The organism is Piscinibacter sp. PDB5-1 (genome assembly GCF_056676035.1).
On record NZ_JBWVZL010000005.1, the window covers coordinates 261751 to 286348 of the forward strand.

The following is a 24598-nucleotide window of genomic DNA, read 5'->3' on the forward strand; positions in this document are numbered from 1 at the left end:
CCAGTGATGACGTGTGGACACGTGGCGATCGCAGGCGGCGGCCTGGCGGGCCGCCTCACCGCGTGGCGCCTGGCCCGCCGGGGCTGGCGCGTGAGCGTGTTCGACGCCGCCCCGCGCGGGGATGCGCAGTCGGCCAGCGCGATTGCGGCGGCCATGCTCGCGCCGCTGTCCGAGCAGGCTTCGGCCGATGCCTGGGTGTTCGAGCTGGGCCTGCGCAGCATGGCGCTGTGGCCGCAGTGGCTCGAAGAGCTGCGCGCCGACAGCGGCCAGATCGTCTACTACCGGCGCAGCGGCACGCTGGCGATCGCGCACCCGAGCGACGCGTCGAGCCTGAACCAGTTCACGGCCCTGCTGCAGCGCAAGCTGCCCCCGGCCTACCGCACGCGCCTGTGGATGCTCGATGCCCCCGGCGTGCGTGCGATGGAGCCCGCGCTCGCCGACCGCTTCAACCGCGGCCTGCTGCTCGAAGGCGAAGGCCAGATCGCCAACGACCAGCTGCTGCGTGCGCTCGACACCGCGCTCGACCGCCTGGGCGTCGAATGGCACGCCAGCTTCGAGGTGCGCACGCTGCATGGCCGCCGCCTGCTCGGCGCGCGTGGCATGCACGAGGCCGACGTCGTGATCGACGCGCGCGGCATCGGCGCCAAGACCGACTGGCCGCCGCTGCGCGGCGTGCGCGGCGAGGTGCTGATGGTCGAATGCCCCGGCGTGCGCCTGCAGCGGCCCGTGCGCCTGATGCATCCGCGCTACCAGCTCTACGTGGTGCCGCGCCCGCACCAGCGTTTCGTGGTGGGTGCGACCGAGCTGGAGTCCGAAGACCGGGGCCCGGTCACGGTGCGCTCGGTGCTCGAACTGTCGAGCGCGCTCTACAGCCTGCACCCGGCCTTCGGCGAAGCGCGCGTGCTGCACACCGCCGCCGCGCTGCGCCCGGCCTTCGACGACCACCGCCCCGCCTACCGCACGCACCAGGGCGTGTGGCAGATCAACGGCCTGTACCGCCACGGCTACCTGTGCGGCCCGGCCCTGGTCGATGGCCTCGTGCGCGAACTCGCCGGCGACCCGGTGCCCGAGGGCCCGCCCGACACGCTGGACGACCCGCGGCACGACCGCCTCGACGCCGGCGCCCTGGCGTCGCTGTTCGCCGAGCGGGGCGACCCGCGCCTGACCGACCGGCAGCCGGATCGGCTGGACGAGGTTGCCCCATGAGCGCGCGGCTGGAGGCCTTTCCGCTCTCGTTCAACGGCACCTCGGTGCAGGTGCAGGCCGACACGCTCGAAGCCCTGCTGCTGCAACGCGGCTACGCACGCGACGCGGCCCTGGCCTGCGCGGTCAACGGCCGCTTCGTGCCGCGCGCCGCCTGGGCCGACCAGGTGCTGCGGCCCAACGACCGCATCGACGTGGTCGCGCCCGTCACCGGGGGCTGAGCGATGACCCCCGACGTCACCACCATTCCCACGACGCCCTGGTCGGTCGCCGGCCAGGCGCTGCACAGCCGCCTGCTGCTGGGCACCGCGCACTACCCGTCGCCGCAATGCCTCGCCGAGGCCGTGCGCGCCAGCGGCACGCAGGTGCTCACGGTCGGCCTGCGGCGGCTGCAACCCGAGCAGGGCGGGGGCCAGTCGTTCTGGTCGCGCATCCAGCAGCTCGGCGCCCGGGTGCTGCCCAACACCGCCGGCTGCCACAGCGCGCAAGAGGCCGTCACGCTCGCGCACATGGCACGCGAGATCTTCGGCACGCCCTGGATCAAGCTCGAAGTCACCGGCGACGACTACAGCCTGCAGCCCGACCCCTTCGGCACGCTCGACGCCGCGCGCGAGCTGGTGCGCGAAGGCTTCCAGGTCTTCGCCTACACTACCGACGACCTGGTGCTGGCGCAGCGCCTGCACGAAGCCGGGTGCGCCGCCGTCATGCCCTGGGCCGCGCCCATCGGCACCGGGCGTGGGCCGATGAACCCGTACGCCCTTCAGACCCTGCGCACGCGCCTGCCCGAGGCCGTGCTGATCGTCGATGCCGGCCTCGGCCGCCCCTCGCACGCCGCGCAGGTGATGGAGATGGGCTACGACGGCGTGCTGCTCAACACCGCCGTCGCGCAGGCCGGCGACCCGGTGCGCATGGCGCGCGCGTTCGCGCAAGCGGTCGAGGCCGGCCGCCTGGCGTTCGAGGCGCAGCCCATGGTCGAACGGGCCGCCGCCCAGGCCTCGACGCCGACGGTCGGCGTGCCGTTCTGGCACCAGGCCGGGTGAGCGGGTCGAAACCAAGCACCGCGGCCCACCCACCCATGCCCCGACTCCTCACCCTCGCCGGCCACGACCCCGTGCACGGCGCCGGCCTCACCGCCGACCTCGCCACCTGGGCCGCGATGGGACTCGACGGCGCCAGCGTCGTCAGCGCCCTCACGGTGCAGAACGCGCAAGGCTTCACCCGCGCCGAGCCGGTGGACGTGCGCCTCGTGCGCGACGCGCTGCAGGCCGTGCTGGCCGATGGCGAACCCGCCGCATTGAAGCTCGGCCTGCTGGGCTCGGCGGCCGTGGTGCGCGAGGCCATCGCCTTCGCGTCGGCGCGCCGCTGCCCGGTGGTGCTCGACCCGGTGCTCGCCGCGTCGAACGGCCGCGCCACCACCGGCGACGAAGCGGACTTTCTCGCCGCGCTGCGCGAGCTGATGCACCACGTCACGGTCGTCACGCCCAACCTGCCCGAGGCCTGCACGCTGCTGGGCGGGGGCGACCCGACGGTCGAGGCGCTGCACGCCCTGGGCAGCCACGCCGTGGTGCTCAAGGGTGGCCATGCCGAGGGGGCGGACAGCGTGGACCTCGTTTTCGACGGCCAGCGCCGCGCCGCGCTGCGTGCACCGCGCCTGCCGGTTTCGGCCCATGGCACCGGCTGCGTGTTCTCGGCCGCGCTCGCCGGCCTGCTGGCCCAGGGCTGGGACGTGTTCGAAGCCGCGACCGAAGCGCGCGTGCGCGTGCAGGCCGGCATCGCCCAGGCGCGGGTCCAGCCGCAGGGGCGCCCGCATGTGAACGCGGCGGCGCGCGCCGACAGCACGCACCTGCCCCGCTTCCGCTGGGGCGACGACCCCGCGTGGGCGGCGCCCGCCTTCGCACCGCTCAGCGGCCCGCTGGGCTTCTACGCCATCGTCGATGACGCCGACTGGGTCGAGCGCCTGCTCGATTGGGGCGTGCGCACCGTGCAACTGCGTGCCAAGGCGGGCAGCCGCCCGGCCGAAGCCATCGACGCGCACATCCGCCGCAGCGTCGCCGCCGGGCAGCGCACCCCCGGCGCGCAGGTGTTCATCAACGACCACTGGCAGGCGGCCATCGCGCACGGCGCCTATGGCGTGCACCTCGGGCAAGAAGACATGGCCACGGCCGACCTCGCGGCCATCCAGCGGGCTGGCCTGCGCCTGGGCCTGAGCACGCACACGCCGGCGGAGATGGCGCGCGCCCACGCCGTGCAGCCCTCGTACCTGGCCATCGGCCCGGTCTACCCGACCACGCTGAAGGCGATGCGCTACGACGCCGTCGGCCTGGACCGCCTGCGCCTGTGGGCCGCACGCGCGCAGCCGCGCTACCCGGTGGTGGCGATCGGGGGCATCTCGTTCGAACGCGCGCCGGGCGTGCTGGCGTGTGGGGTCGATGCGCTGGGGGTGGTGAGCGCGGTCACGCAGGCCGCCGACCCGCGCGAGGCGGCGGGGCGCTTCATGCGCCTGTTCGAGGCGCGCTGAGCGCGGCTCAGCGGGACGAAGCCGCTGCGGCCACCGGCTCGGCCACGAATCCGATGCGGTTGAGCCCGGCCTTCTGCACCTGCCCGATGAGTTCGGCCACCTGGCCGTAGGGCACGGCCTTGTCGGCCCGCAGCTGCACTTCGGTCTGCGGGTTCTTCTTGGCGGCGGCTTCGACGCGTTGCGCAAACACCTCCGGCTCGACCGGTTCGTCACCCACGAAGAGCTGGCCCTTCGCGTCAAGCGCCACGGCGATGAAGGGTGCCGCCTCAGAGGGCGCGGCGGCCTCGGCCGTCGGCAGGTCGAGCTTGAGGCTCGTCGTCATCAGCGGCGCGGTGATCATGAAGATCACCAGCAGCACCAGCATCACGTCGATCAGCGGCGTCATGTTGATGTCGCTCATCGGCTGCGGGCCGGTGGTGCGTTCGAGGCGGCCGAAGGCCATGGCTCAGGACTCGGTGAGCGCCGCGTCGGCGGGGGCGTCGGCCACCATCTCGCGCAGGTCGTGCGCGAAGCCTTCGAGGTCGGCCTCGCAGGCGCCGACCAGCTTGCCGAACACGTTGTAGGCGAGCACCGCCGGGATCGCCACCGCCAGGCCGGCGGCTGTCATCACCAGCGCTTCACCGACCGGGCCCGAGACCTTCTCGATGGTGATCGTGCCGGCGCCGGCAATCGCCACCAGCGCGTGGTAAATGCCCCAGACCGTGCCAAACAGGCCGATGAAGGGCGCGGTGCTGCCGATGGAGGCGAGCACGACCTGGCCGAACTGCAGCTGCGCCAGCACGCGGTGCAGCGCGTCGCGCAGGCGGCGCGTCAGCTGCGACTCGATGTGCCCGCGCGCTTCGAGCGTGCCTTGCGGCGGCGTCGCCACGGCGGCGTCGAACAAGGGGCGCAGCACGCCTTCGCGGTCGAAGGCAGCGAGCTGCTCGCGCGCGCTGTTGATGTGAGGCGCAGACCAGAAGGCCGGCACGGCGCGGGCGATGTCACGCCGCACGCGGCGCAGCAGCCAGCCCTTCCAGAAGATCAGCACCCACGCGCTGATGGACATCAGCAACAGCAGCAGCGCCACGCCCCGCGTGATGAAGTCGCCCTGGCTCCAGAAGATCGAGAGGCTGCTCATCGGCGTCACGCCATGCCCAGCACGTCGTTCATGCTGAACAGGCCGCTCGCCTGCGTCGCCAGAAAGCGCGAGGCCCGCAGGCTGCCCTGCGCGTAGGTCGCGCGGCTGCTGCTCTTGTGCGTGATCTCGATGCGCTCGCCGGTGCCGGCGAAGAGCACGGTGTGGTCGCCGATGATGTCGCCGCCGCGCACGGTGGCGAAGCCGATGGTCGATGGGTCGCGTTCGCCGGTGACGCCTTCGCGGCCGTACACGGCGCAGTCTTTCAGGTCACGCCCGAGGGCTGCGGCCACCACCTCGCCCATCTTGAGCGCGGTGCCGCTGGGCGCATCGACCTTGTGGCGGTGGTGGGCCTCGATGACCTCGATGTCGTAACCCTCGTTCAAGGCGCGCGCGGCCATGTCGAGCAGCTTGAGCACCACGTTCACGCCCACGCTCATGTTGGGCGCCATCACGATGGCGATGTGCTTCGCGTGCTCGGCGATCTGCGCCTTCTGCTCGTCGGTGAAACCGGTCGTGCCGATCACCGCCTTCACGCCCAGCTCGCGGCACACGGCCAGGTGTGCCAGCGTGCCTTCGGGGCGGGTGAAGTCGATCAGCACCTGCGCGTTGCCGAGGCCGGCGCGCAGGTCCGACACGATGTTCACGCCGCTCGCCCGGCCGAGGAAGGCCGAGGCGTCCTGCCCGAGGGCCGGGCTCGCCGGCACGTCGAGCGCCCCGGCCAGCGTGCAGTCGGGCGCGCCATCGACCGCTTCGATCAGCATGCGGCCCATGCGGCCGGAGGCGCCGGCGATGGCGATGCGCAGAAGGTCGGTGCTCATCGGGCGGGCTCCAGCGGCGGGTAGGTGCGGTTCGGCCCTTCGGGCTCGGTGGGGACGGGGGCGGGCTTGGCCGGCACGGGCAGCGCCTTCACCTGCTCGTCGCTCAAGGCCAGCGGGCGGGCGTTGCGCTTCGTCTTGAAGGTGTCGATCGAGGCCACGAACTCGGCCTCGGTCGGCAGGTCGCTGCCGCCTTCGAGCGAGCGCAGCGTGTCGCCGTCGAAGTGCGCCACCACGCTGCGGCGCTGGGGTTCGGTGCCCTGGCGGCGGATGGTGAAGACGTAGTCCCAGCGGTTGGCGTGGAAGGCGTCGGCCAGCAGCGGCGAACCGAGCAGGTCGCGCACCTGGTTGCGGGTCTGCCCGGGTTTGACCTGGGCGACCATCTCTTTGGTGAGCACGTTGCCCTGCACCACTTCGAGACGGTAGGGCGTGAGGACGCCGAGAAAGTTGTCGCTGGACTGAAGCGAGCCGCAGCCGCTGAGCGCCCACAGAGCCGACAACCCCAGCAGCGCGCGCGCTGCCGTGAAAGCTGGGATTCGCATGATGCGGGAAGGGGTGCGGCGAATGCGCACCCGACTCGATATGATGCGGCGGATTCTAGCCATTGGGTGGTTCGACGACCTTGCCCATAGCCACATGCGCGACGCCCCGAGAACCCTCATGTCCAACGCCGACGAACTCAAGAGCAGTGGCCTCAAGGCCACGCTGCCCCGCATCAAGATTCTGGAGGTCTTCCAGAACCACCCGTCCCAGCGGCACATGACGGCGGAAGATGTCTTCAAGGCGCTGCTGGCCGAAGGCTCTGACATCGGCCTGGCCACGGTCTACCGTGTGCTGATGCAGTTCGAGCAGGCCGGCATCCTGTCGCGCAACCACTTCGAATCGGGCAAGGCGGTCTTCGAGCTGAACGAAGGCAAGCACCACGACCACCTCGTATGCGTCGATTGCGGCCGCGTCGAAGAGTTCTACGACCCCGAGATCGAGAAGCGCCAGAAGATGGTCGCCCAGACCCGTGGCTTCGAACTGCAAGATCACGCGCTGTCGCTCTACGCGGTGTGCACGAAGAAGAACTGCGAATACAAAAAGCGCTAAGGGCCTCTGTGTCGCCGATGAGCGGTGCCATGCGTTGCACATCGGCGGCCTCCGCTTGAGCGAAGGGATGGTGGGGCGCTCAACAAGCGAGCGAAGCAAGCGCCTCGATGGGTGGCGCCCCTTGGGGGCAGGAGCGAAGCGACTGGGGGGCTAGTTGCCTTCGTTCTTCTGCATGGCGCGCTGGTGGCGCTCGATGAACTCGCGGTAGGTGTCGATGCCGCGCAGCTGCAAGATAGTGCTGCGCACGGCCGCTTCGACCAGCACGGCCAGGTTGCGGCCGGCGTCCACCGCGATCACGACCTTGTGCACGGCGATGCCGAGCACGTCTTCGGTCAGCGGCTCGTAGGGCAGGCGCTCGAAGTCGCGCTCCATCACCTCTTTGCGCACCAGGTGCACGATGAGCTTCAGGCGCATCTTCCGGCGCACCGCGGTCTCGCCGAAGATCGACTTGATGTCGAGCAGGCCAATGCCGCGCACTTCGAGCAGGTTCATCAGCAGCTCGGGGCAACGGCCTTCGATGGACGTTTGCGACACGCGGTACAGGTCCACCGCGTCGTCGGCGACCAGCCCGTGGCCGCGTGAGATGAGCTCCAAGCCGAGTTCGCTCTTGCCCAGGCCCGATTCGCCGGTGAGCAGTACGCCCAGGCCGAGGATGTCCATGAACACACCGTGGCGCGTGTTGCGCTCGGCGAAGAGCTGACCCAGGTAGCCGCGCACCACGTCGATCACCTGGCCGGCGGATTCGCTGGTGACGAAGAGTGGAATGTCGGCCCGGTCGCACATCGCCACCAGGCGATCCGGCGGCGTCTGGCCATCGGCGACGATGACCACCGGCGGTTCCAGCGTCACGATGCGCGAGATGCGGCGCTCCTGGTCCTCGGGCGACGAGTTCAGCAGGTAGGCGACCTCGCGGCGGCCGACGAGCTGCACGCGGTAGGGGTGGATGTAGTTCAGGTAGCCGATCAGGTCGGCGGCCGACTGCGCGCTGCGCACGGCGGCTTCGTCGAATCGGCGTTCCGGGTGGGCGTGGCCCGCGACCCATTCCCAGCGCAGCGCGGCGCGGTGTTCTTCGAACAGCGCCTCCGCGCTGATGACGGTGGGTTTCACGCGACCGACTTGAGCGGTTCCCAGTTGGAAATCAGCTCGTGCACCTTGGCCGCGCTGTCTTCCGTCTTGAGCCGCTCGCGCAGTTCGCGGTCGCTGAGCATCTCGGCGATCTCGGACAGGATTTCGAGGTGCCGCTGCGTCGCGGCCTCGGGCACCAGCAGAAAAATCAGCAACGCCACCGGCGCGTCGTCGGGGGCGTCGAAGGGGATGGGCTGCTGCACGCGGATGACCGACGCCAGCGGGTTCTTCAGGCCCTTGATGCGGCCGTGCGGGATGGCCACGCCGTGGCCGAGGCCGGTGGAGCCCAGCCGTTCGCGTGCGAAGAGGTTGTCGGTGACCGTGGCGCGCGCGATCGCGTGCTGGTTCTCGAACAGCAGACCGGCGTGTTCGAACACGCGCTTCTTGCTGGTGGCGTCAACGTCCACCAGGACGTTGCTGACGGGCAGGATGGCAGCGAGTCGATTCATCGGCAAATCACAGGTCCTGCCTTCGAGAAGGCGTTGGCTGTCGGGCACCCTCGGGTCGGTTGCCGGCTGAGGGGTGCCCCATACGGGCTCGAAAGCTGGGGCCAGGCCCCATGGCTCGCGGGTGGAAACAAAAACCAACGATTATAGAAACGGGGTCTTGCATCGCCGGCTCGCTCGAATTGAATTCATTGTGCACCTGCTGCTGCAATGCAGCAATGCGCGTTTGCCCCTGCCCGGAATGGGGGTGTCCCGCCCGTGCGGGGCCACGCGTCACGCGCAATGTCCCACATCGACCGTGGGGTGCTCGAACAAAAAAGCGGCCCGCAGGCCGCCTTTTCAGGGTGTGACGTGAACAGCGTCACAAGGTCGCATCCATGCGCTTGGCGGCGACATGGTGGTGGTCTTGCACCTTGTCCTTGTGGCGGCAGACCTGGCGGTCGAGCTTGTCCATCAACTGGTCGATTGCCGCGTACAGGTCTTCGTGGCTTTGCTCCACGAAGATGTCCTTGCCCTTCACGTGCAAGGTGACTTCGGCCTTCTGCCTTCGCTCCTTTTCCTTCAGCTTCTCCACCGAGAGCAGCACATTCACATCGACGACCTGGTCGAAATGCCGGGTGACTCTTTCCAGCTTGGTGCGAACGTACTCGCGCAGCGCAGGGGTCACGTCGAGGTGGTGGCCGCTGATCGTCAAGTTCATGAGGACTCCTTTCGGGGTGGGGGAGGCAATGACGCGAGGGGAAGAGGGGGAGAGGGGCGCGTGGCGCTTTGCGGAGAGGCCCTGGGGACCAGGGGCCGGTGCGACCCAGTGTGCACCTGAACCCGACGCGATGACAAGCGTTTGAAAACCTGCTCTTTGATTGAGGGCAGAGGTGGTGCGGGGCAGCGTGCAAAAGTGCAGCCCGGTGGGGTTTTTCGATGCGGCGAGCGCATGAGAAGCCACGTTGTCGTGCATTTGTGCACCAGTGGAAAACCCGCAAGCCCGTTGAAAGTGCGGCGAGTGCACGCATCTGGGGTGATCCTCAACGGCCGGGCCCGCCATGCCGCTCCTGTCTTTGACCCTGGCCGTCGCGCTGGTTTGCATCGCCTGGTTGTTCTGGCACCCGCGGCGCGTGGCGCGCCGGCGTGCGCGCATCGCGGCGCAGCCCTTTCCACCGGCTTGGCGCGACATCCTGCGGCGGCGCGTGCCCCATGTGCGCGGCCTGCCGGCCGACCTGCAGCTGCAACTGAAGCGGCACATCCAGGTCTTCCTGGCCGAAAAGCCCATCATCGGCTGCCGGGGTCTGGAGATCACCGACGAGATCCGCGTGACCATCGCGGCGCAGGCCTGCCTGCTGTTGCTGAACCGGCCGACCGACTACTACCCCAAGCTGCGCCAGGTGCTGGTGTACCCGGGGGCGTTCATCGTGGACCGCGTGCATGCGCTCGACGCCGGCGTGCAGCAGGATCAGCGACAGGTGCTCTCGGGCGAGTCGTGGTCGCAGGGCCAGGTGATCCTGTCGTGGCAGGACACGGTCGAGGGCGCGGCGGTGGCCGACGACGGCCAGAACGTGGTCATCCACGAATTTGCCCACCAACTCGACCAGGAAAACGGCTCCGCCAACGGCGCACCGCTGCTGCCGCGCCGCGAACGCTATGCGCGCTGGTCGCGGGTGCTGGGCGAGGCCTTCGACGAACTGCGCGCCCGCGAGGCGCGCGGCGAGCCCGCCCTGCTCAACTTCTATGGCGCAACCAGCCCGGCCGAGTTCTTCGCCGTCGCGTCGGAGGTGTTTTTCGAACAGCCCCAGCGCCTGGCCGACGAACACCCCGCCCTGTTCGACGAGCTGCGCGGCCTGTACCGCGTGAACCCGCTCAGCTGGTGACCGGCTCGGCGGCGCATGGCCGCTCAGGGTGAAAGCGGCAGGTCGGCCGGAAAGTACTTCTTCATCAGCAGCGGGGTGAGTTCGAGCCCATCGGCTACCACGTGGGCGGCGTAGCACCGGTTGCCCGGGCGCTCGGGGTCTTCGAGCAGCGTGGCGTACAGCCAGTCGCCCCGCGGCGGATGCCACAGCACGATGGCCGCCGGCACCAGCCCATCGCGCGCCAGCATCGGATAGCGGTCGAACATCTGCGCTGTCACGCGTTCGCGGTCGCGCGGGTCGAGTTCGACCCCCGTGCGACCGGCGCGAAACACGATGCGGTCGGTGCCGACGCAGTTGACGATGCTGGTGGACGCGGCCGATGTGTCACCGCGGGGCGTCACCCCCGAGGTCACGCCCGGTACCAGGGCCAGCGCCAGCAGCGCACCGCAGGCGCCGAGCCAGCGGCGCAGGCCGGCGCTGCGGGCGCGGCGGCCAGAGGAACGGAGGGTCTTCATCGCGCACTCCTCACGCCGCGAGGGCGGCGGCGTGCGGCGAGCATGCGCCCATTCGCCCGGCTGCGCTTCATGCGGCGCAGCAAGGGGTGACGCGAGGCGGGTCACCGGGGTGCCATGTGCCCGAACGCCCCCATCGGGCCCGCCGCGACAATGCCGCGCCATGAACGACGACACCCTCGCCGCCCTGCGCGCCGGCCGGCTGACCGGCCTGCGGAGGCTCGACCTCGCGTGCGGGCTGCGCGAATTTCCGCGCGAAATCTTCGACCTCGCCGACACGCTCGAGGTGCTCAACCTCAGCGGCAATGCCCTCGATGCGCTGCCCGACGACCTGCACCGGCTGCGTGAACTGCGCGTGCTGTTCTGCTCGCACAACGCCTTCACGCACATCCCTTTGGCGGTGGGGCGCTGCGAGCGACTGCACACGGTGGGCTTTCGCGCGAATCGCATCGCGCACTTCGACGCGCAGGCGTTGCCGCGTTCGCTGCGCTCGCTGGTGCTGACCGACAACCAGCTGCAGGCCCTGCCCGCGGGCCTGGGCCGCCTGGCGTCGCTGCAAAAGCTGATGCTGACCGGCAACCAGTTGCACAGCCTGCCTGCCGACCTGGCCGCGTGCGAGCGCCTGGAGCTGCTGCGCATCGCCGCCAATCGCTTCGACACCTTGCCCGCGTGGCTGCAGGCGCTGCCGCGGCTCGCGTGGCTGGCCTGCGCCGGCAACCCCTTCGGCGACGCCGCCGAGGCCGACGCGGTCGCGCGCCACCCCATCGCGGCGATCGACTGGGCGGCGCTCACGCCCGGGCCGGTGCTGGGCGAGGGCGCGTCGGGGGTCATTCGGCGCGCGGGCTGGGGCGCCGCCGAGGTCGCCGTGAAGCTTTTCAAGGGCGACATCACCAGCGACGGCCTGCCGCACAGCGAGATGGCCGCGTTCATCGCCTCGCAGCCGCACGCGGGGCTGACCGAGGTGCTGGGCCGCGTCGTCGGCCACCCCGAAGGCCGCGAGGGCTTGGTGATGCGCCTGATCGAACCGGGCTTTCGCCCGCTGGCCGCGCCGCCCAGCCTCGACAGCTGCACGCGCGACGTCTATGCCGAGGGACAGCGCCTCGCACCCGACGCCGCGGCGACCCTGCTGCGCGGCGTGGCGGGGGCGTTGCAGCACCTGCACGCACGCGGCATCACGCATGGCGACCTGTACGCGCACAACATCCTGTGGCGCGAACACGGGGGCGAGGCCTTGCTGAGCGACTTCGGCGCGGCAGCCTTCGCCCCGGCGGGCCCGACCGCCGACGCGCTGGAGCGCATCGAGGTGCGCGCGTTCGGCTGCCTGCTCGACGAACTGCTGGCGCGTTGCGACCCGCCCGCGCCTGTGGCCTGGGCGGCCCTGCGCGACCGCTGCCTGCACGACGACGTGGCCGGGCGGCCGTCGTTCACCGAGGTCGTGGACGCGCTTTCGCCCTGAGGGGCGCGAGCGCCACCCTCACTGCCGCTGGTACATCAGCAGGCGCCCGCGGTAGACCGCTTCCAGCGCCACCGCCGGGCGGTGCAGCATCTCTTCGCTGAGCGCATAGCCCATGCGGCACATCTGGCGCGTGAAGGCCGCGCGGTTGCCGCGGTTCGGGTCCACCACCCACACCTCGCCGCCGGGCGTGCCGTGGCGGCCGATGAAGCGGGCGAGCGTGCTGTCGTCGTCGCGCTCGTAGAGCACGTCGCTGCCGATGATCAACTCGAAGCGGCCCTCGACGCAGGGCAGGTCCTGCGCGCCGGCCGGGGCCGCGTCGAGCGCGCCGTCGGCCCAGTGGCCGTGGCGGTACTTCATCGGCGGCAGGTCGTTGAGCCGCAGGTTCTCGGTGAGAAAGCGCGCGGTCAACGGGTGACAGTCGCTGGCCGTCACGTCGGCGCCGCGGCGGTGGCTGACCAGGCTCGCCAGCCCCAGGCCGCAGCCCACTTCGAGGATGCGTTCGCCCTCGGTGACCGGGCGGGTCGCCATGCGTTCGGCCAGTTGCCGCCCCGACGGCCACAGCAGCCCGAACAGCGGCCACATCGCCGACGAGATGCCCTGGCGCAGCGCCGCATCGTGCGGGTCGTGGAACTGCTGACGGTCGAGCAGCGAGCGCAGGTGGAGGTCGGCCACGCCCGAAATGGCGATGCGCTCGTGTTTGGTCAGGTAGCCGGGCATGGGCCAGTGTAGGCGCCTGGGTGCGCGGGGCGCTTCGCTATGATGCGCGGCCCTTTTTGGGGGCCCCTCAGGACACCATGGCCGACACCCTCAACAGCGCCCAGATGCAGGCCGTGCATCACCTCGCCGGCCCCTGCCTCGTGCTGGCGGGCGCGGGCTCGGGCAAGACCCGCGTCATCACCCACAAGATCGCGCGCCTGCTTGAAGCCGGTTATGCGCCGGGGCAGATCGCCGCCATCACCTTCACCAACAAGGCCGCCGCCGAAATGCGCGAGCGGGCCAAGCAGCTGGTGGGCGCCTTCGCCGCGAAGCACCTCGTCATCAGCACCTTCCACTCGCTGGGGGTGCGCATCCTTCGCACCGAAGGGCAGCGGCTGGGCTTGAAAGAGCAGTTCAGCATCCTCGACAGCGACGACGTGCTGGGCATCCTGAAAGAAGCCGGCGGGTCGAACGACATCGCGCTCGCGCGGCGCTGGCAGTGGGCCATCAGCCTCTGGAAGAACCAGGGCCTCAACAGCGACCAGGCCGAGGCGCAGGCCAAGAACGACGACGAGCGCGTCGCCGCCCGCGTGATGAAGCGCTACGAAGAGCGCCTGGCCGCATACCAGGCGGTCGATTTCGACGACCTGATCGGCCTACCGCACCGCTTGCTGCTGACCGACGAAGAAGCTCGCAGCAAGTGGCAGAACACGCTCAAGTACGTGCTGGTCGATGAGTACCAGGACACCAACGCCATCCAGTACGAGCTGCTGAAGTCGCTGGTCGGCGAGGCGGCGATGTTCACCGCCGTGGGCGACGACGACCAGAGCATCTACGGCTGGCGCGGCGCGACCATCGACAACCTGCGCCGGCTGCCGCAGGAGTTTCCGCAGCTGCAGGTGATCCCGCTGGAGCAGAACTACCGCTCCACCGGGTACATCCTGCGCGCGGCCAACGCGGTGATCGGCAACAACCCCAAGCTGTTCGAGAAGAAGCTCTGGAGCGACCTCGGCGACGGCGAGCCGGTGCAACTGGTCGAGTGCGACGGCGAAGAGCACGAGGCCGAGCGCGCGGTGGCGCGCATCCAGTCGATCCGTGCGAACGGCGGGGTCGCCTCGGGCGCGGGCACCGGCGGCGACGTGGCGTTCAAGGACTTCGCCATCCTCTACCGCGCCAACCACCAGGCGCGTGTGTTCGAGAAGGCGCTGCGCCGCGCGAACATCCCCTACAAGGTGTCGGGCGGGCAGAGCTTCTTCGACCGCGCCGAGATCAAGGACCTTTGCGCCTGGCTGCGCCTGATCGTCAACAACGACGACGACCCCGCTTTTTTGCGCGCCATCACCACGCCCAAGCGCGGCATCGGCCACCAGACGCTGGCCTCGCTGGGCGAGTTCTCGGCCAAGTGGAAGACGAGCCTCTACGAGGCGCTGTTCGCCGACAGCCTGGGCACCATGCTCAACGCCCGCGCCGTGGGCTCGCTGCACGAGTTCGGGCGCTACGTGAACGACCTCGAATACCGTGCGCGCCACACGGTGGGCAACGAAGACGCCAAGGCCTTGCTGCTGGGCTGGCTGAAAGACATCGACTACGAAAAGCACCTCTACGAAGGCGAAGACAGCGAGAAGCTGGCCGCCTCGCGCTGGCAGAACGTGCTCGATTTCGTGGACTGGATCGCCAAGCGCTGCGGCGGCGAGATCGAGAACGACGGCGGCACCACCGTCGAGACCGAGCGCAAGAGTGTGATCGAGGTCGCGCAGACCATCTCGGTGATCATCAGCCTGGCCGAGCGCGGCGACGAACAAGACGTGGTGACGCTCTCGACGCTGCATGCGAGCAAGGGCCTCGAATGGCCGCACGTGGTGCTGGCTGGCGTCAACGAAGGCCTGCTGCCCTTCAAGAGCGACGACGAAGACATGACCGCGCATCGCCTCGAAGAAGAGCGCCGCCTGATGTACGTTGGCATCACGCGCGCACGGCGCACGCTGGCGGTGAGCGTGCTGCGTCGTCGCAAGAAGGGGCGCGACACGGTGCAGGCCATCCCGAGCCGCTTCATCGCCGAGATGAAGCTGCACGAGGCCAAGGCCAAGGAAGATCCGCGAGAAAAGCTCAAGGCGCTGCGCGACGCGGCCGCCAAGCGCGCGGCCGGCGCGGCGGCGGTGGACCCCAAGCCCTGAGCGGCGCCGGTGCGGCCCCTCAGACCTTGAACGCGGCCACCGTCTCGGACAGGCGCTGCGCCTGGTGCTTGAGGCTTTCGGTCGCGGCGGCGCTTTCTTCCACCAGCGCGGCGTTCTGCTGCGTGACCTGGTCGAGCTGGGCCACCGCATCGCCGACCTGGCTGATGCCGGTCGATTGCTCCTGGCTCGACGAGCTGATCTCGCCGATCAGGTCGTTCACGCGCTGCACGTTGTCGAGGATGGCGTCCATCGTCTCGCCGGCCTGACCGACCAGGCGGGCGCCGGTTTCGACGCGCTCGACGCTGTCGCCGATCAGGCCCTTGATCTCTTTGGCCGCGGCCGCGCTGCGCTGGGCCAGCGCGCGCACCTCGCCGGCCACCACCGCGAAACCGCGGCCCTGCTCGCCGGCGCGCGCGGCCTCGACCGCCGCATTCAACGCGAGGATGTTGGTCTGGAAGGCGATGCCGTCGATGACGCCGATGATGTCGGCGATCTTCTTCGAGCTGTCGTTGATCTCGTTCATCGTCGACACGACCTGGTGCACGACCTGACCGCCTTCGCTGGCGACCTCGCTGGCGCGCGAGGCCAGCTGCGTGGCGGCGCGGGCGGTGTCGGCGTTCTGGCGCACGGTGGCGGTCAGCTGCTCCATCGACGCGGCCGTCTGCTGCAGGTTGCTGGCCTGTTCTTCGGTGCGCTGGCTCAGGTCGGCGTTGCCGTGGGCGATCTGCGACGAGCCGGTGGCGATCGAGTCCGACACGTCGCGCACCTGGCCGACCATGCGCGTGAGCGCGCCCGTCATGCGGGCCATGGCGCCCTGCAGTTGCGCAATCTCGTCGCGGCCGCGCACGGCGATCTGCACCCGCAGGTCGCCCGTGGCCACGGTTTCGGCGGTCTGCACGGCCTCTCGCAACGGCACGGTGATCGACCGCGTGACCACGAAGCACAGGCCGATGGCCAGGACCACCGCAAAGCCCGACAGGCCCAGCTGCAGCAGCGTGGCGCGCGATTGCACCTGCGCCACGGTTTCACCGGCACGCGCGGCGCGTTCCAGCGCGCGCGTGTTGATCTGCTCGGTGGTGGACTCGAGGCCGCGCACGGCCGCCTTCACGCGGTCGATGTCGGCGTTGGCGTCGCCCGGGGTCGTCAGTTCGCCGCTTTGCATGCGCGCGAGCGTGCCGCTCACGCCGCTGGCGTAGGCGGCGAAGTTTTTCTCGATGCTCGCCAGCGCCTCGGCGTCTTCGGCCGTCAGGTCGAGCTGGCGGATGCGTTGCACCAGTTCGCCCATGTGGGTGCGCACGCCGTTCCAGCGCTTCGCATAGTCGGCCAGCTTGGCGCTGTCGGCGAGGTTGATGACCGCGTCCTTCTCATAGCGGCGCGCCATCAGCACGGTGGTCTGGATCTCGGCGGCACGTTCGGCCAGCACCACGTCTTGCGTGAGCAGGCGCTGGCTCGTGCTGCCCATCGTGCGCAGGCCCCACAGGCCGGCAGCGGCCACGGCGGCCAGCGTGACCAGCACGCAACTCAGCACCACGGTGAGGCGGGTGCCGATCTTCATTTGGGCGAGCGGACTCATGGACATTCCTTGCAAGGCGGGTGCGCGGACGGGCACCGGATGCCGGTTGACTCTTCAAGGTCCGCCGCCGAACTTTAAATTTGAACAAATTGAACGGATCGGCGGAACAGCAGGGTTCCTCCGGCCTTATTCCGTCAGCCCAGTGTCAGCATCGGCGGCAAGCTGGCATGGCAGCGGGCGCGGCCCGGGGCTTGCGTGCGCCATGCGCCCGCGCCCCGGTCCTGCCCCGCGTTTTTCGCTCACCCGTTTTGCGGCGCGCCCCCGTGCCCACGACCATGAATCGCACCCCTGGGGCCGTTGAGCGGCCCGCTTGAGTTCGCGTATGCCCGCAGCTTCGCCGTCGGCCAACCTCGACCCGGTGGTGGCGCAGCGCGCCGCGCTGGATCGACGCGTGCTCGCCGAGCAGACGGCGATGCTGTTTCGCCGGTCGCAGTCGTCCACGCTGGTGGGCGTGGTCTTCGCGGTGCTGGTGTGCGTGGGCCTGAGGCCTTACCTGCCGACGGACCTGCTGTGGGGCTGGTTCGCCCTGCGCTGCTGCGTGGCGGTGTTCCGCTTCGTGCTGAGCTTCCGTTTCTTCCAGGCCACCGGCGACGACGGCGGTCGGGTGTGGCAGCGCTGGTTCATCGGCGCGCTGGCACTCGATGGCCTGGTCTGGAGCCTGCTCGGCACGTGGCTGGTGCCTCACGCGCCCGAAGACGTCACCCAGATGCTGGTGACGGCGGTGGTGGGCGTGGCGGCCGTGGGCATGTTCGTGCTGCAGCCGAGCTGGCGCGCCAGTGTGGTGTTCATGGTGAGCACGCTGCTGCCAGTGGCCGTGTGGGCGCTGTCCACCGCCCAGCGGGGCGGGCTCTACAGCGGCTTGGCGGTGCTGATGTTTCTGGGTCTGCTGTTCTTCGAGGCGCGGCGTTCCGAGGCACGCATCCGTGAACTGCTGCGGCTGCGTTTCGACACCGACCGCATCGCCGAAGAGCGCGCGCAGGCGCTGCAGCTCGCGCAGCGGCAAAGCCATGTGAAGAGCCAGTTCCTGGCGACCATGAGCCACGAGATGCGCACGCCGCTGCACGGCATCCTCGGGCTCACGCGCATGCTGCAGCAGGGCAAGGGCGCCGCGCTCGGCGAGCAGCTCGCGCTGATCGAGCGCGCCGGCGAGCACCTGCTGACGCTCATCAACGACGTGCTCGACTTCTCGAAGCTCGAAGCCGGGCAGGTCAAGCTGGCCGACGAGGTGTTCGACCTCGCGGCGCTGATCGAAGACGTGGTCTCGCTGTCGATTCCACCGGCCTGCGAGGCGGGCCTCACGCTGACCGCCAAGCTGCACATGGCGCGGCCCTGCCCGGTGCGGGGCGACCCGGCGCGCGTGCGACAGGTGCTGCACAACCTGGTGGGCAACGCGGTGAAGTTCACCGAGATGGGTTCGGTGACCGTGATCGCGAAATACCACGTGGGCCGCGGGCGCGCGCGCATCGCGGTGCACGACACCGGCGTGGGCATCGCGCCCGACGACCTCGCGCGCATCTTCGACGCCTTCCAGCAGGCCGATGGCTCGTTCACCCGGCGCTTCGGCGGCACCGGCCTGGGCCTGACCATCGGGCGCGAACTGGCGCACGCGATGGGCGGCGACCTCACCTGCAGCAGCGAGGTGGGTAAGGGCTCGTGCTTCACGGTCACGCTCAACCTGCCGGCGCAAGAAGTCGCGCCGGTGGCGGCCGTCGATGTGTCGCTCGAAGCCCCCACCCCGCCGCTGCAAGGGCGCGTGCTGCTGGTCGAAGACAACCTCGTCAACGCGCTCGTGGCCGAGGCGGCCTTGCAGAAGATCGGCGTGGCCGTGCAGGTCGTGACCGACGGCGCCCAGGCCGTCGAGGCCTTCGCTGCCGAGCGCCCCGACCTCGTGCTGCTCGACTGCCACATGCCGGTGATGGACGGCTTCGAGGCCGCGCGCCGCATGCGGGCGATTGAGGCCGAACAGGGCGCCGAGCGCACGCCCATCGTGGCGCTGACTGCCAACGCGCTCGACGGCGACCGCGAGAAGAGCCTCGCGGCCGGCATGGACGAGCACCTCACCAAGCCCTTCAGGGAAGAGCAGTTGCGCGACGCACTGCGCCGCTTTCTCGAACGCACGCCGGCCGCCTGAGCGGCGCGGCGTGAGCCGTGCCGCTTACTGCTTGATCGCTTCGACCTGGATCAGCAGGCGCACGCTGTCGGGGATGCCCGGCAGGCCGTAGCTCATGCCCCAGGCGCTGCGCTGGATGGTGGTCTCGAAGTCGCCGCCGCAGACCTCGCGCTTCAGGCGCGGGTGGTCGTAGCAGCCGAAGCCGCTGGCCGTCAGGGTGACCGGCTGGATCTTGCCCAGCATCAGCAGCGTGCCGCTCACCGAGGTGAGCTTGTCGCCGGTGAAGGTGAACTGGTCACCGACGAAACGTGCACGCGGAAACTGCTCGGCGTTGAAGAAGTCCTTGCTCTTCAGGTGGCCGTCGAACGGGCCCACGCCGGTGTTGATCGAGGCCATGTCGATGTTGATCTCGACCTTGCCGGTCTTCGCGGCCTTGTCGAGCACCACGGCGCCTTCCTTGCCGTCGAAGCGGCCCCGGTTCGTGCTGACGCCGAAGTGCTTGGCCTCGAAGATGACCTGCGTGTGTGTCGGGTCGATGGCGTAGGTGGCGCTTTGCGCGTGGGCCGCACCGGTGGCGGCGAGCAGGGCGATGGTCAGGGAAGCAAGCAGGGTCTTGGTCATGGTGAGTCCTTGTGGAGGGGGTGATCTGTTGAAGGGAACGGGGAGGGTGGGTGAGGTTTTTCAACGCAAAGGCGCCAAGGAACGCAAAGGACGCGAAGCAGAGCAGGCCTTGTGTCTTCTTGGCGATCTTTGCGTTCCTTGGCGCCTTGGCGTTGAAACGTCTTCGCAAGCCTCAGGCGGCCACGAAGAACAAGAACGGGTCAGAGCGCCGGCACGCCGGTCAAGGCGAGCTTGAGCTTCACGACCACGTCGTTGGCGACCATCGAGGTGTCTTTCCAGTCGCCGTCGCCGATCTTGAAATCGAGCCGCTTGATCGTGAAGCTGCCGGTTGCGGTGGTGGTCGGGCCGGTCTGGGCAAGCGCCACCGGCACCACCACGTCGCGGGTGGCGCCCTTGATGCTGAGCTTGCCGGTGACTTCGAATTTTCCCGGGCCGGCGGCCTTCACCGCGCTCGACTGAAAGCTGGCCTGCGGGAAGGCCTTGGTGTTGAACCAGTCGGGCTTGGCCACCTCGACCTCGGTGTCGGTCGCACCGAACGACACGCTGGCCAGATCGACCGTGAAGGCGATTTTCGCGGCCTCGGGCTTTTTCGGGTCGAAGGCAACCTGGGCGTCGAACTTCTTGAACTTGCCGTCCACCGGCACGCCCATCTGGCGGCTGGTGAAGGCGATCTCGCTCTGCGCGGGCACGAGCTTCTGCTGCGCGAAGGCCGGGTTGGCGAAGGCCAGCGCGAGGGCGGCGGCCGCGGTCAATGACGACAAGCGTTTCATGGCAATCCTGAAGTGAATGAGGCGAAGGGGGCGGTGGGCGTTCACGAGCGACCCGGCAGCATGCGCAGGATCAGCCCGTCGCGCTCGATGAACTGGTGCTTGAGCGCCGCGCCGATGTGCATCAGCACCAGCACGGCCATCGCGTAGGCGAGGTAGGCGTGCCAGGGCTTGAGGGCTTCGGACAGCGCCTTGTCCACCGGCACGAAGTCGGGCAGCGGAATCACCCCGTACAGCACGATCGGAAAGCCCGCCGACGAGCTGTACGCCCAGCCCACCAGCGGCACGGCGAAGAACAGCACGTACAGCAGCCGGTGCGTCCAGTGCGCGGCGGCGGCCTGCCACGCGGGCATCGGCGGGTCGGCCGGCGGGCGGTGCGTCAGGCGCCACAAGAGCCGCAGCGCCGACAGCGTCAGGATCGTCACCCCCGCCCACTTGTGCCAGTTGTAGAGCTGCAGCCGGCGCGGCGAAAACGGCAGGTCCGACATGTACAGCCCCATCGCAAAGGCGCCGATGATGGCCAGCCCCAGCACCCAGTGCAGCGCGATGGCCACGCCGCTGTAGCGCGTTGTCGGTTTCTTCATTTGCAAGCCCCCTGTCAGCGTCGGTTTCGATGATGGGTGAATGTAGGGGCCTCGATTCGCAAGCCCTTTCACCCCACTTGTTGTGACCGTTCAAAAAAAGTCGGTGCCCTTGCCAGACGGGCGCCGGTCGAACCTGGATGCAGCCCACGTTCGTAACTACGTGTAAACCCTGATCGGACTTTCCCTGCCCTTCACCTGAGTGGGCTCGCTTTGAACGACGCGGCTGCATAGACTGGTTCGGCACAGTGTTCGATGGATCGAACCTCGTTCAAGGGGCTGAACCTTCAGGTCGGCCGCTGGCGCGAGGATTTGCAAGCGCAAGAGCCCCGCAAAGCCCTTTCACCCACGACCACACCCGGCCTCATGCTCCAGCCCGAACTCGCAGCCGCCTCGGGCGGCCCGCGCCGCCCGGCCAGTGCCTTGGTGCCCGCCGTGGCCCGCGCGCTGGCGGTGCTGGACCTGCTCGAACAAGAGCGCGAGTCGATGACCATGGCCCGGCTCGCCGCCCGGCTCGGTCTGCCCAAGAGCAGCGTGCACGGCCTGTGCAACACCTTGTTCGCGCTCGGCTACCTGCGCCGCCAGCACGATGGCGGCTTCTTCATCGGCCCACGCGTGATGGGCCTGGCCCACGCCTTCGCCGCCCACACCAGCCCCGCTGGCGAGTTCAACGCGCTGTGGGCCGAGCTGCGCACGCCTCCGCAAGAGACGGTGATCCTCTCGGTGCTCGACGGTGACGAGGTCGTCTACGTCGCCGCGCGCCACGGCGAGCGCCCGCTCGGCCTGGCTTTCACCGTCGGCATGCGGCTGCCCGCCTGCCGCGCCGCCAGCGGCAAGGCGATGCTGGCGTTTCACGACGAGGCTGCGGTCAAGCACCTGCTGCCCACCGCGCGCATGCCCGCCTTCATGAACCGCCCGGGCCTTCGGCGCAGCGAGCTGCTGGCCGAACTGGCCGAGGTGCGCCAGCGCGGCTACAGCACCGACGACGAAAGCGTGCGCGAAGGCGTGTTCAGCTTCGGCGCGCCGGTGTTCGACGCCGCAGGCCACGTGGTGGCCGGTGTGGGCGTGTGCCTGCAGAAAGCCACCGTCAACGACAGCACCTGGGCCGAACAGCGCGACACCGTGATGCGCGTGGCGCGCCAGTTGTCGCTGCGGCTGGGCTGGATGCCGAGCGCCGCCGACGCGAACGGCCAGACCAAGGAGGGGCGATGAGTTCCAGCCACGAGTACATCCTCGAAACCCGCGCGCTCACGAAAGAGTTCAAGGGCTTCGTCGCCGTTGACAAGGTGGACCTGCGCGTCAAGCGCGGCCAGATCCACGCGCTGATCGGCCCCAACGGGGCGGGCAAGACCACCTGCTTCAACCTGTTGACCAAGTTCCTCACGCCCACCTCGGGGCAGATCGTCTTCAACGGCGGCGACATCACGCGCGAGTCGCCGGCGGCGATCGCGCGGCGCGGGGTGATCCGATCGTTCCAGATCTCGGCGGTGTTTCCGCACCTCACCGTGCTCGAAAACGTGCGCGTGGCCCTGCAGCGCAAGCTGGGCACCTCGTTTCATTTTTGGCGGCCCGAGCGCTCGCTGTTCTCGCTCAACGAGCGCGCCATGCAGTTGCTCGCGGCGGTCGATCTGCAAGGCTTTGCCGAGCTGACGGCCGTCGAGCTGAGCTACGGGCGCAAGCGCGCGCTCGAGATCGCCACCACGCTGGCGATGGAACCCGAGCTGATGCTGCTCGACGAGCCGACGCAGGGCATGGGCCTCGAAGACGTGGACCGCATCCGCCAGCTCATCAAGAAGGTCGCGGCCGACCGCACCGTGCTGATGGTCGAGCACAACATGAGCGTGGTGTCGAGCATCGCCGACACCATCACCGTGCTGCAGCGCGGCGCCACGCTGGCCGAAGGCCCGTACGCCGAGGTGTCGAAGAACCCGGCGGTGATCGAGGCCTACATGGGCAGCGCCAACGTCGAGTTGCAAGGAGCGCATTGAGCATGGCCACCCCCTTCCTCGAAGTGCGCGAACTGCACGCCTGGTACGGCGAGTCGCACGTGCTGCATGGCGTGAACTTCACGGTCAACGAAGGCGAGGTCGTGACGCTGCTGGGCCGCAACGGCGCGGGCCGCACGAGCACGCTGCGGGCCATCATGGGCTTGACCGGCAGCCGCAAGGGCTCGATCCGCGTGCACGGCACCGAGTGCATCGGCCTGCCCACGCACCGCATCGCGCGCCTGGGCCTGGGCTACTGCCCCGAAGAGCGCGGCATCTTCGCCAGCCTCTCGGCCGAAGAAAACCTCTTGCTGCCGCCGAAGCTCGCCGAGGGCGGCATGGGCATCGAGCAGATCTACGGCATGTTTCCCAACCTGCGCGAGCGCGCGTCGAGCCAGGGCACGCGTCTGTCGGGCGGCGAGCAGCAGATGCTCGCGGTCGCGCGCATCCTGCGCACCGGAGCCAAGCTGCTGCTGCTCGATGAAATCTCCGAGGGCCTGGCCCCGGTCATCGTGCAAAAGCTCGCCGAGATGGTGATCGCGCTGCGCAAGCAGGGCTACACCATCGTGATGGTCGAGCAGAACTTCCGCTTCGCCGCTCCGCTGGCCGACCGCTTTCTCGTGATGGAGCACGGCCAGATCCTCCAGGAGTTCACCCAGTCACAGCTGCCCGAGCGCATGGCGCAACTGCATGAGTACCTCGGCGTGTGACCGCCTTGTCGCCCCTCGTCCCCAGAAGGAGATTGCCATGATGAAGTTCAAGAAGACCGCCGCCGCGTGCGCCCTGGCCTGTGCCGGCGCACTGGCATTCGCCCCCGCCGCGCAGGCGCAGATTTCTGGCAACGTGATCCGCATCGGCGTGATCACCGACATGTCGGGCCTGTACTCCGACATCGACGGGCCGGCCGGCGTGGAGGCGGTGCGCATGGCGGTGGCCGACCTGGGCGGTGCGATTGCTGGCAAGAAGATCGAGGTGGTCTACGCCGACCACCAGAACAAGCCCGACGTGGCCGCCAGCAAAGCGCGCGAGTGGTTCGACACGCAAGGGCTCGACCTCTTGATCGGCGGCACCAACTCGGGCACGAGCCTGGCGATGGCCAAGGTCGCGCTCGAAAAGAAGAAGGTCTTCATCTCGGTCGGTGCGGCGACCTCGGCGCTGACCAACGAGCAGTGCTCGCCGTACACCATCCACTGGGCCTACGACACGGTCGCACTGGCCAAGGGCACGGGCAACGCGGTGGTCAAGGCCGGCGGCAAGAGCTGGTACTTCCTGCAGGCCGACTACGCCTTCGGCGCACAGTTGATGAACGACGCCTCGACCGTGGTCAAGGCCGCCGGCGGCACCGTGGTGGGTTCGGTCAAGCACCCGCTGTCGGCGAGCGACTTCTCGTCGTTCCTCTTGCAGGCGCAGTCGAGCAAGGCGCAGATCCTGGGCCTGGCCAACGCGGGCGGCGACACCATCAACAGCATCAAGGCGGCCAACGAGTTCGGCATCACGCAGACCATGAAGCTCGCCGGGCTGCTGATGTTCATCAACGACGTGCACTCGCTGGGCCTGAAGGCCACGCAGGGCATGTACCTCACCGACAGCTGGTACTGGAACCGCGACCCCGAGGCGCGCGCCTGGAGCCGCAAGTTCTTCGAGAAGTTCAAGCGCATGCCGTCTTCGCTGCAGGCCGGCGATTACTCGGCGGCGCTGCAGTACCTGAACGCCGTCAAGGCCACCGGCAGCGACGACGCCGACAAGGTGCTCGCCCACCTGCGCAAAACCAAGATCAACGACATCTTCGCCAAGGGCGGCTTCGTGCGCGCCGACGGCCGCATGGTGCACGACATGTACCTGATGCAGGTGAAGACGCCGAAGGAGTCGACCGAACCCTGGGACTACTACAAGGTCGTGCAGACCTTCAAGGGCGAAGAGGCCTGGACCACCAAGGCCGAAACCAAGTGCGCGACCTGGAAGTGAC

Annotated in this window: 26 protein-coding genes; 13 read left to right on the top strand and 13 right to left on the bottom strand. The window is 69.2% G+C overall.

Going from position 1 to position 24598, the window contains the following annotated elements; genetic code table 11:
* Window positions 1-6 precede the first annotated feature (6 nt).
* From thiO to thiE, 4 genes are read left to right on the top strand one after another with little or no spacing between them, the layout of a single operon-like run.
* Window positions 7-1206, top strand: a complete 1200-nt coding sequence (thiO, locus tag AC1KAT_RS20065; RefSeq protein WP_480328763.1) for a glycine oxidase ThiO — start codon at window positions 7-9, stop codon at window positions 1204-1206.
* Window positions 1203-1424: a sulfur carrier protein ThiS gene (gene thiS, locus AC1KAT_RS20070; protein ID WP_480328764.1), complete on the top strand. Its 222-nt coding sequence runs from the start codon at window positions 1203-1205 to the stop codon at window positions 1422-1424. The genes thiO and thiS overlap by 4 nt, the downstream gene beginning before the upstream one ends.
* Window positions 1425-1427: 3 nt before the next feature.
* On the top strand, window positions 1428-2243 hold the full coding sequence (locus tag AC1KAT_RS20075; RefSeq protein ID WP_480328765.1) for a thiazole synthase: 816 nt from the start codon (window positions 1428-1430) through the stop codon (window positions 2241-2243).
* Between the two features lie 35 nt (window positions 2244-2278).
* The gene (thiE, locus tag AC1KAT_RS20080) at window positions 2279-3721 is read left to right on the top strand and encodes a thiamine phosphate synthase (protein ID WP_480328766.1); all 1443 of its coding nucleotides are present in this window, start codon (window positions 2279-2281) and stop codon (window positions 3719-3721) included.
* A gap of 7 nt (window positions 3722-3728) precedes the next feature.
* On the opposite strand, the gene AC1KAT_RS20085 is transcribed toward thiE, so the two are convergent.
* The 4 genes from AC1KAT_RS20085 to AC1KAT_RS20100 are packed head-to-tail and all read right to left on the bottom strand — an operon-like array spanning window position 3729 to window position 6195.
* The gene (locus AC1KAT_RS20085; protein ID WP_480328767.1) at window positions 3729-4163 is read right to left on the bottom strand and encodes an ExbD/TolR family protein; all 435 of its coding nucleotides are present in this window, start codon (window positions 4161-4163) and stop codon (window positions 3729-3731) included.
* Between the two features lie 3 nt (window positions 4164-4166).
* Window positions 4167-4838 (bottom strand): MotA/TolQ/ExbB proton channel family protein, encoded by a 672-nt coding sequence (locus AC1KAT_RS20090; protein ID WP_480328768.1) that lies wholly within the window; start codon window positions 4836-4838, stop codon window positions 4167-4169.
* A 5-nt stretch (window positions 4839-4843) separates the two neighbouring features.
* A complete protein-coding gene (gene dapB / locus AC1KAT_RS20095) occupies window positions 4844-5656 on the bottom strand; it encodes a 4-hydroxy-tetrahydrodipicolinate reductase (RefSeq protein WP_480328769.1) in 813 nt (270 codons plus the stop codon).
* A complete protein-coding gene (locus tag AC1KAT_RS20100) occupies window positions 5653-6195 on the bottom strand; it encodes an outer membrane protein assembly factor BamE (RefSeq protein ID WP_480328770.1) in 543 nt (180 codons plus the stop codon). The genes dapB and AC1KAT_RS20100 overlap by 4 nt, the downstream gene beginning before the upstream one ends.
* A gap of 118 nt (window positions 6196-6313) precedes the next feature.
* On the opposite strand from AC1KAT_RS20100, the gene fur reads away from it, so the two are divergent.
* Window positions 6314-6745 (top strand): ferric iron uptake transcriptional regulator, encoded by a 432-nt coding sequence (gene fur / locus AC1KAT_RS20105; protein ID WP_480328771.1) that lies wholly within the window; start codon window positions 6314-6316, stop codon window positions 6743-6745.
* Window positions 6746-6895: 150 nt separating this feature from the next.
* Here fur and hprK read toward each other — a convergent pair whose 3' ends face one another.
* The 3 genes from hprK to hpf all read right to left on the bottom strand — a co-directional run bounded on the left by hprK (window position 6896) and on the right by hpf (window position 9016).
* Entirely contained in the window at window positions 6896-7852 is a 957-nt protein-coding gene (gene hprK / locus AC1KAT_RS20110) for an HPr(Ser) kinase/phosphatase (RefSeq protein WP_480328772.1), read from the bottom strand.
* Complete coding sequence (ptsN, locus tag AC1KAT_RS20115; RefSeq protein WP_480328773.1) at window positions 7849-8319, bottom strand: PTS IIA-like nitrogen regulatory protein PtsN; 471 nt, start codon at window positions 8317-8319, stop codon at window positions 7849-7851. Before ptsN ends, hprK begins: the two co-directional genes overlap by 4 nt.
* Before the next feature lie 358 nt (window positions 8320-8677).
* Window positions 8678-9016: a ribosome hibernation-promoting factor, HPF/YfiA family gene (gene hpf / locus AC1KAT_RS20120; RefSeq protein ID WP_480328774.1), complete on the bottom strand. Its 339-nt coding sequence runs from the start codon at window positions 9014-9016 to the stop codon at window positions 8678-8680.
* A gap of 340 nt (window positions 9017-9356) precedes the next feature.
* Between hpf and AC1KAT_RS20125 the strand changes: the two genes are divergently transcribed.
* Window positions 9357-10178 (top strand): M90 family metallopeptidase, encoded by an 822-nt coding sequence (locus AC1KAT_RS20125; RefSeq protein ID WP_480328775.1) that lies wholly within the window; start codon window positions 9357-9359, stop codon window positions 10176-10178.
* A gap of 23 nt (window positions 10179-10201) precedes the next feature.
* Here AC1KAT_RS20125 and AC1KAT_RS20130 read toward each other — a convergent pair whose 3' ends face one another.
* Window positions 10202-10672 carry a hypothetical protein gene (locus tag AC1KAT_RS20130; protein WP_480328776.1) on the bottom strand — a complete coding sequence of 157 codons (471 nt, stop codon included), beginning with the start codon at window positions 10670-10672 and terminating at the stop codon, window positions 10202-10204.
* Between the two features lie 160 nt (window positions 10673-10832).
* Between AC1KAT_RS20130 and AC1KAT_RS20135 the strand changes: the two genes are divergently transcribed.
* A complete protein-coding gene (locus AC1KAT_RS20135; RefSeq protein ID WP_480328777.1) occupies window positions 10833-12125 on the top strand; it encodes a leucine-rich repeat-containing protein kinase family protein in 1293 nt (430 codons plus the stop codon).
* An 18-nt stretch (window positions 12126-12143) separates the two neighbouring features.
* Here the strand turns inward: AC1KAT_RS20135 and AC1KAT_RS20140 are convergent, their stop codons facing one another.
* The gene (locus AC1KAT_RS20140; protein ID WP_480328778.1) at window positions 12144-12842 is read right to left on the bottom strand and encodes a class I SAM-dependent methyltransferase; all 699 of its coding nucleotides are present in this window, start codon (window positions 12840-12842) and stop codon (window positions 12144-12146) included.
* A 77-nt stretch (window positions 12843-12919) separates the two neighbouring features.
* Here AC1KAT_RS20140 and AC1KAT_RS20145 point away from each other — a divergent pair, with 77 nt between their 5' ends.
* On the top strand, window positions 12920-14995 hold the full coding sequence (locus AC1KAT_RS20145; protein ID WP_480328779.1) for an ATP-dependent helicase: 2076 nt from the start codon (window positions 12920-12922) through the stop codon (window positions 14993-14995).
* Between the two features lie 19 nt (window positions 14996-15014).
* Here AC1KAT_RS20145 and AC1KAT_RS20150 read toward each other — a convergent pair whose 3' ends face one another.
* Entirely contained in the window at window positions 15015-16568 is a 1554-nt protein-coding gene (locus AC1KAT_RS20150) for a methyl-accepting chemotaxis protein (protein WP_480328780.1), read from the bottom strand.
* Window positions 16569-16890: 322 nt separating this feature from the next.
* Between AC1KAT_RS20150 and AC1KAT_RS20155 the strand changes: the two genes are divergently transcribed.
* A complete protein-coding gene (locus AC1KAT_RS20155) occupies window positions 16891-18699 on the top strand; it encodes an ATP-binding protein (RefSeq protein WP_480328781.1) in 1809 nt (602 codons plus the stop codon).
* Between the two features lie 24 nt (window positions 18700-18723).
* Here AC1KAT_RS20155 and AC1KAT_RS20160 read toward each other — a convergent pair whose 3' ends face one another.
* The 3 genes from AC1KAT_RS20160 to AC1KAT_RS20170 form a co-directional block, all read right to left on the bottom strand.
* Entirely contained in the window at window positions 18724-19299 is a 576-nt protein-coding gene (locus AC1KAT_RS20160) for a YceI family protein (protein ID WP_480328782.1), read from the bottom strand.
* 200 nt (window positions 19300-19499) lie between these two features.
* Complete coding sequence (locus AC1KAT_RS20165; RefSeq protein WP_480328783.1) at window positions 19500-20069, bottom strand: YceI family protein; 570 nt, start codon at window positions 20067-20069, stop codon at window positions 19500-19502.
* Between the two features lie 41 nt (window positions 20070-20110).
* On the bottom strand, window positions 20111-20650 hold the full coding sequence (locus tag AC1KAT_RS20170) for a cytochrome b (RefSeq protein ID WP_480328784.1): 540 nt from the start codon (window positions 20648-20650) through the stop codon (window positions 20111-20113).
* A 363-nt stretch (window positions 20651-21013) separates the two neighbouring features.
* Here AC1KAT_RS20170 and AC1KAT_RS20175 point away from each other — a divergent pair, with 363 nt between their 5' ends.
* The 4 genes from AC1KAT_RS20175 to AC1KAT_RS20190 are packed head-to-tail and all read left to right on the top strand — an operon-like array spanning window position 21014 to window position 24597.
* Entirely contained in the window at window positions 21014-21859 is an 846-nt protein-coding gene (locus AC1KAT_RS20175; RefSeq protein WP_480328785.1) for an IclR family transcriptional regulator, read from the top strand.
* Window positions 21856-22635, top strand: coding sequence for an ABC transporter ATP-binding protein (locus AC1KAT_RS20180; protein ID WP_480328786.1), 780 nt, complete (start codon window positions 21856-21858; stop codon window positions 22633-22635). Before AC1KAT_RS20175 ends, AC1KAT_RS20180 begins: the two co-directional genes overlap by 4 nt.
* 2 nt (window positions 22636-22637) lie before the next feature.
* The gene (locus tag AC1KAT_RS20185; RefSeq protein ID WP_480328787.1) at window positions 22638-23342 is read left to right on the top strand and encodes an ABC transporter ATP-binding protein; all 705 of its coding nucleotides are present in this window, start codon (window positions 22638-22640) and stop codon (window positions 23340-23342) included.
* A 40-nt stretch (window positions 23343-23382) separates the two neighbouring features.
* A complete protein-coding gene (locus AC1KAT_RS20190; RefSeq protein ID WP_480329210.1) occupies window positions 23383-24597 on the top strand; it encodes an ABC transporter substrate-binding protein in 1215 nt (404 codons plus the stop codon).
* The last annotated feature ends 1 nt before the right edge of the window (window position 24598 follow it).

Bases quoted from the DNA above. Each gene is read 5' to 3' on its own strand.
- thiO (WP_480328763.1), top strand. From the start codon at position 7: ATGACGTGTGGACACGTGGCGATCGCAGGCGGCGGCCTGGCGGGCCGC.
- thiS (WP_480328764.1), top strand. From the start codon at position 1,203: ATGAGCGCGCGGCTGGAGGCCTTTCCGCTCTCGTTCAACGGCACCTCG.
- AC1KAT_RS20075 (WP_480328765.1), top strand. From the start codon at position 1,428: ATGACCCCCGACGTCACCACCATTCCCACGACGCCCTGGTCGGTCGCC.
- thiE (WP_480328766.1), top strand. From the start codon at position 2,279: ATGCCCCGACTCCTCACCCTCGCCGGCCACGACCCCGTGCACGGCGCC.
- AC1KAT_RS20085 (WP_480328767.1), bottom strand. From the start codon at position 4,163: ATGGCCTTCGGCCGCCTCGAACGCACCACCGGCCCGCAGCCGATGAGC.
- AC1KAT_RS20090 (WP_480328768.1), bottom strand. From the start codon at position 4,838: ATGAGCAGCCTCTCGATCTTCTGGAGCCAGGGCGACTTCATCACGCGG.
- dapB (WP_480328769.1), bottom strand. From the start codon at position 5,656: ATGAGCACCGACCTTCTGCGCATCGCCATCGCCGGCGCCTCCGGCCGC.
- AC1KAT_RS20100 (WP_480328770.1), bottom strand. From the start codon at position 6,195: ATGCGAATCCCAGCTTTCACGGCAGCGCGCGCGCTGCTGGGGTTGTCG.
- fur (WP_480328771.1), top strand. From the start codon at position 6,314: ATGTCCAACGCCGACGAACTCAAGAGCAGTGGCCTCAAGGCCACGCTG.
- ptsN (WP_480328773.1), bottom strand. From the start codon at position 8,319: ATGAATCGACTCGCTGCCATCCTGCCCGTCAGCAACGTCCTGGTGGAC.
- hpf (WP_480328774.1), bottom strand. From the start codon at position 9,016: ATGAACTTGACGATCAGCGGCCACCACCTCGACGTGACCCCTGCGCTG.
- AC1KAT_RS20125 (WP_480328775.1), top strand. From the start codon at position 9,357: ATGCCGCTCCTGTCTTTGACCCTGGCCGTCGCGCTGGTTTGCATCGCC.
- AC1KAT_RS20130 (WP_480328776.1), bottom strand. From the start codon at position 10,672: ATGAAGACCCTCCGTTCCTCTGGCCGCCGCGCCCGCAGCGCCGGCCTG.
- AC1KAT_RS20135 (WP_480328777.1), top strand. From the start codon at position 10,833: ATGAACGACGACACCCTCGCCGCCCTGCGCGCCGGCCGGCTGACCGGC.
- AC1KAT_RS20140 (WP_480328778.1), bottom strand. From the start codon at position 12,842: ATGCCCGGCTACCTGACCAAACACGAGCGCATCGCCATTTCGGGCGTG.
- AC1KAT_RS20145 (WP_480328779.1), top strand. From the start codon at position 12,920: ATGGCCGACACCCTCAACAGCGCCCAGATGCAGGCCGTGCATCACCTC.
- AC1KAT_RS20150 (WP_480328780.1), bottom strand. From the start codon at position 16,568: ATGAGTCCGCTCGCCCAAATGAAGATCGGCACCCGCCTCACCGTGGTG.
- AC1KAT_RS20155 (WP_480328781.1), top strand. From the start codon at position 16,891: ATGCCCGCAGCTTCGCCGTCGGCCAACCTCGACCCGGTGGTGGCGCAG.
- AC1KAT_RS20160 (WP_480328782.1), bottom strand. From the start codon at position 19,299: ATGACCAAGACCCTGCTTGCTTCCCTGACCATCGCCCTGCTCGCCGCC.
- AC1KAT_RS20165 (WP_480328783.1), bottom strand. From the start codon at position 20,069: ATGAAACGCTTGTCGTCATTGACCGCGGCCGCCGCCCTCGCGCTGGCC.
- AC1KAT_RS20170 (WP_480328784.1), bottom strand. From the start codon at position 20,650: ATGAAGAAACCGACAACGCGCTACAGCGGCGTGGCCATCGCGCTGCAC.
- AC1KAT_RS20175 (WP_480328785.1), top strand. From the start codon at position 21,014: ATGCTCCAGCCCGAACTCGCAGCCGCCTCGGGCGGCCCGCGCCGCCCG.
- AC1KAT_RS20180 (WP_480328786.1), top strand. From the start codon at position 21,856: ATGAGTTCCAGCCACGAGTACATCCTCGAAACCCGCGCGCTCACGAAA.
- AC1KAT_RS20185 (WP_480328787.1), top strand. From the start codon at position 22,638: ATGGCCACCCCCTTCCTCGAAGTGCGCGAACTGCACGCCTGGTACGGC.
- AC1KAT_RS20190 (WP_480329210.1), top strand. From the start codon at position 23,383: ATGAAGTTCAAGAAGACCGCCGCCGCGTGCGCCCTGGCCTGTGCCGGC.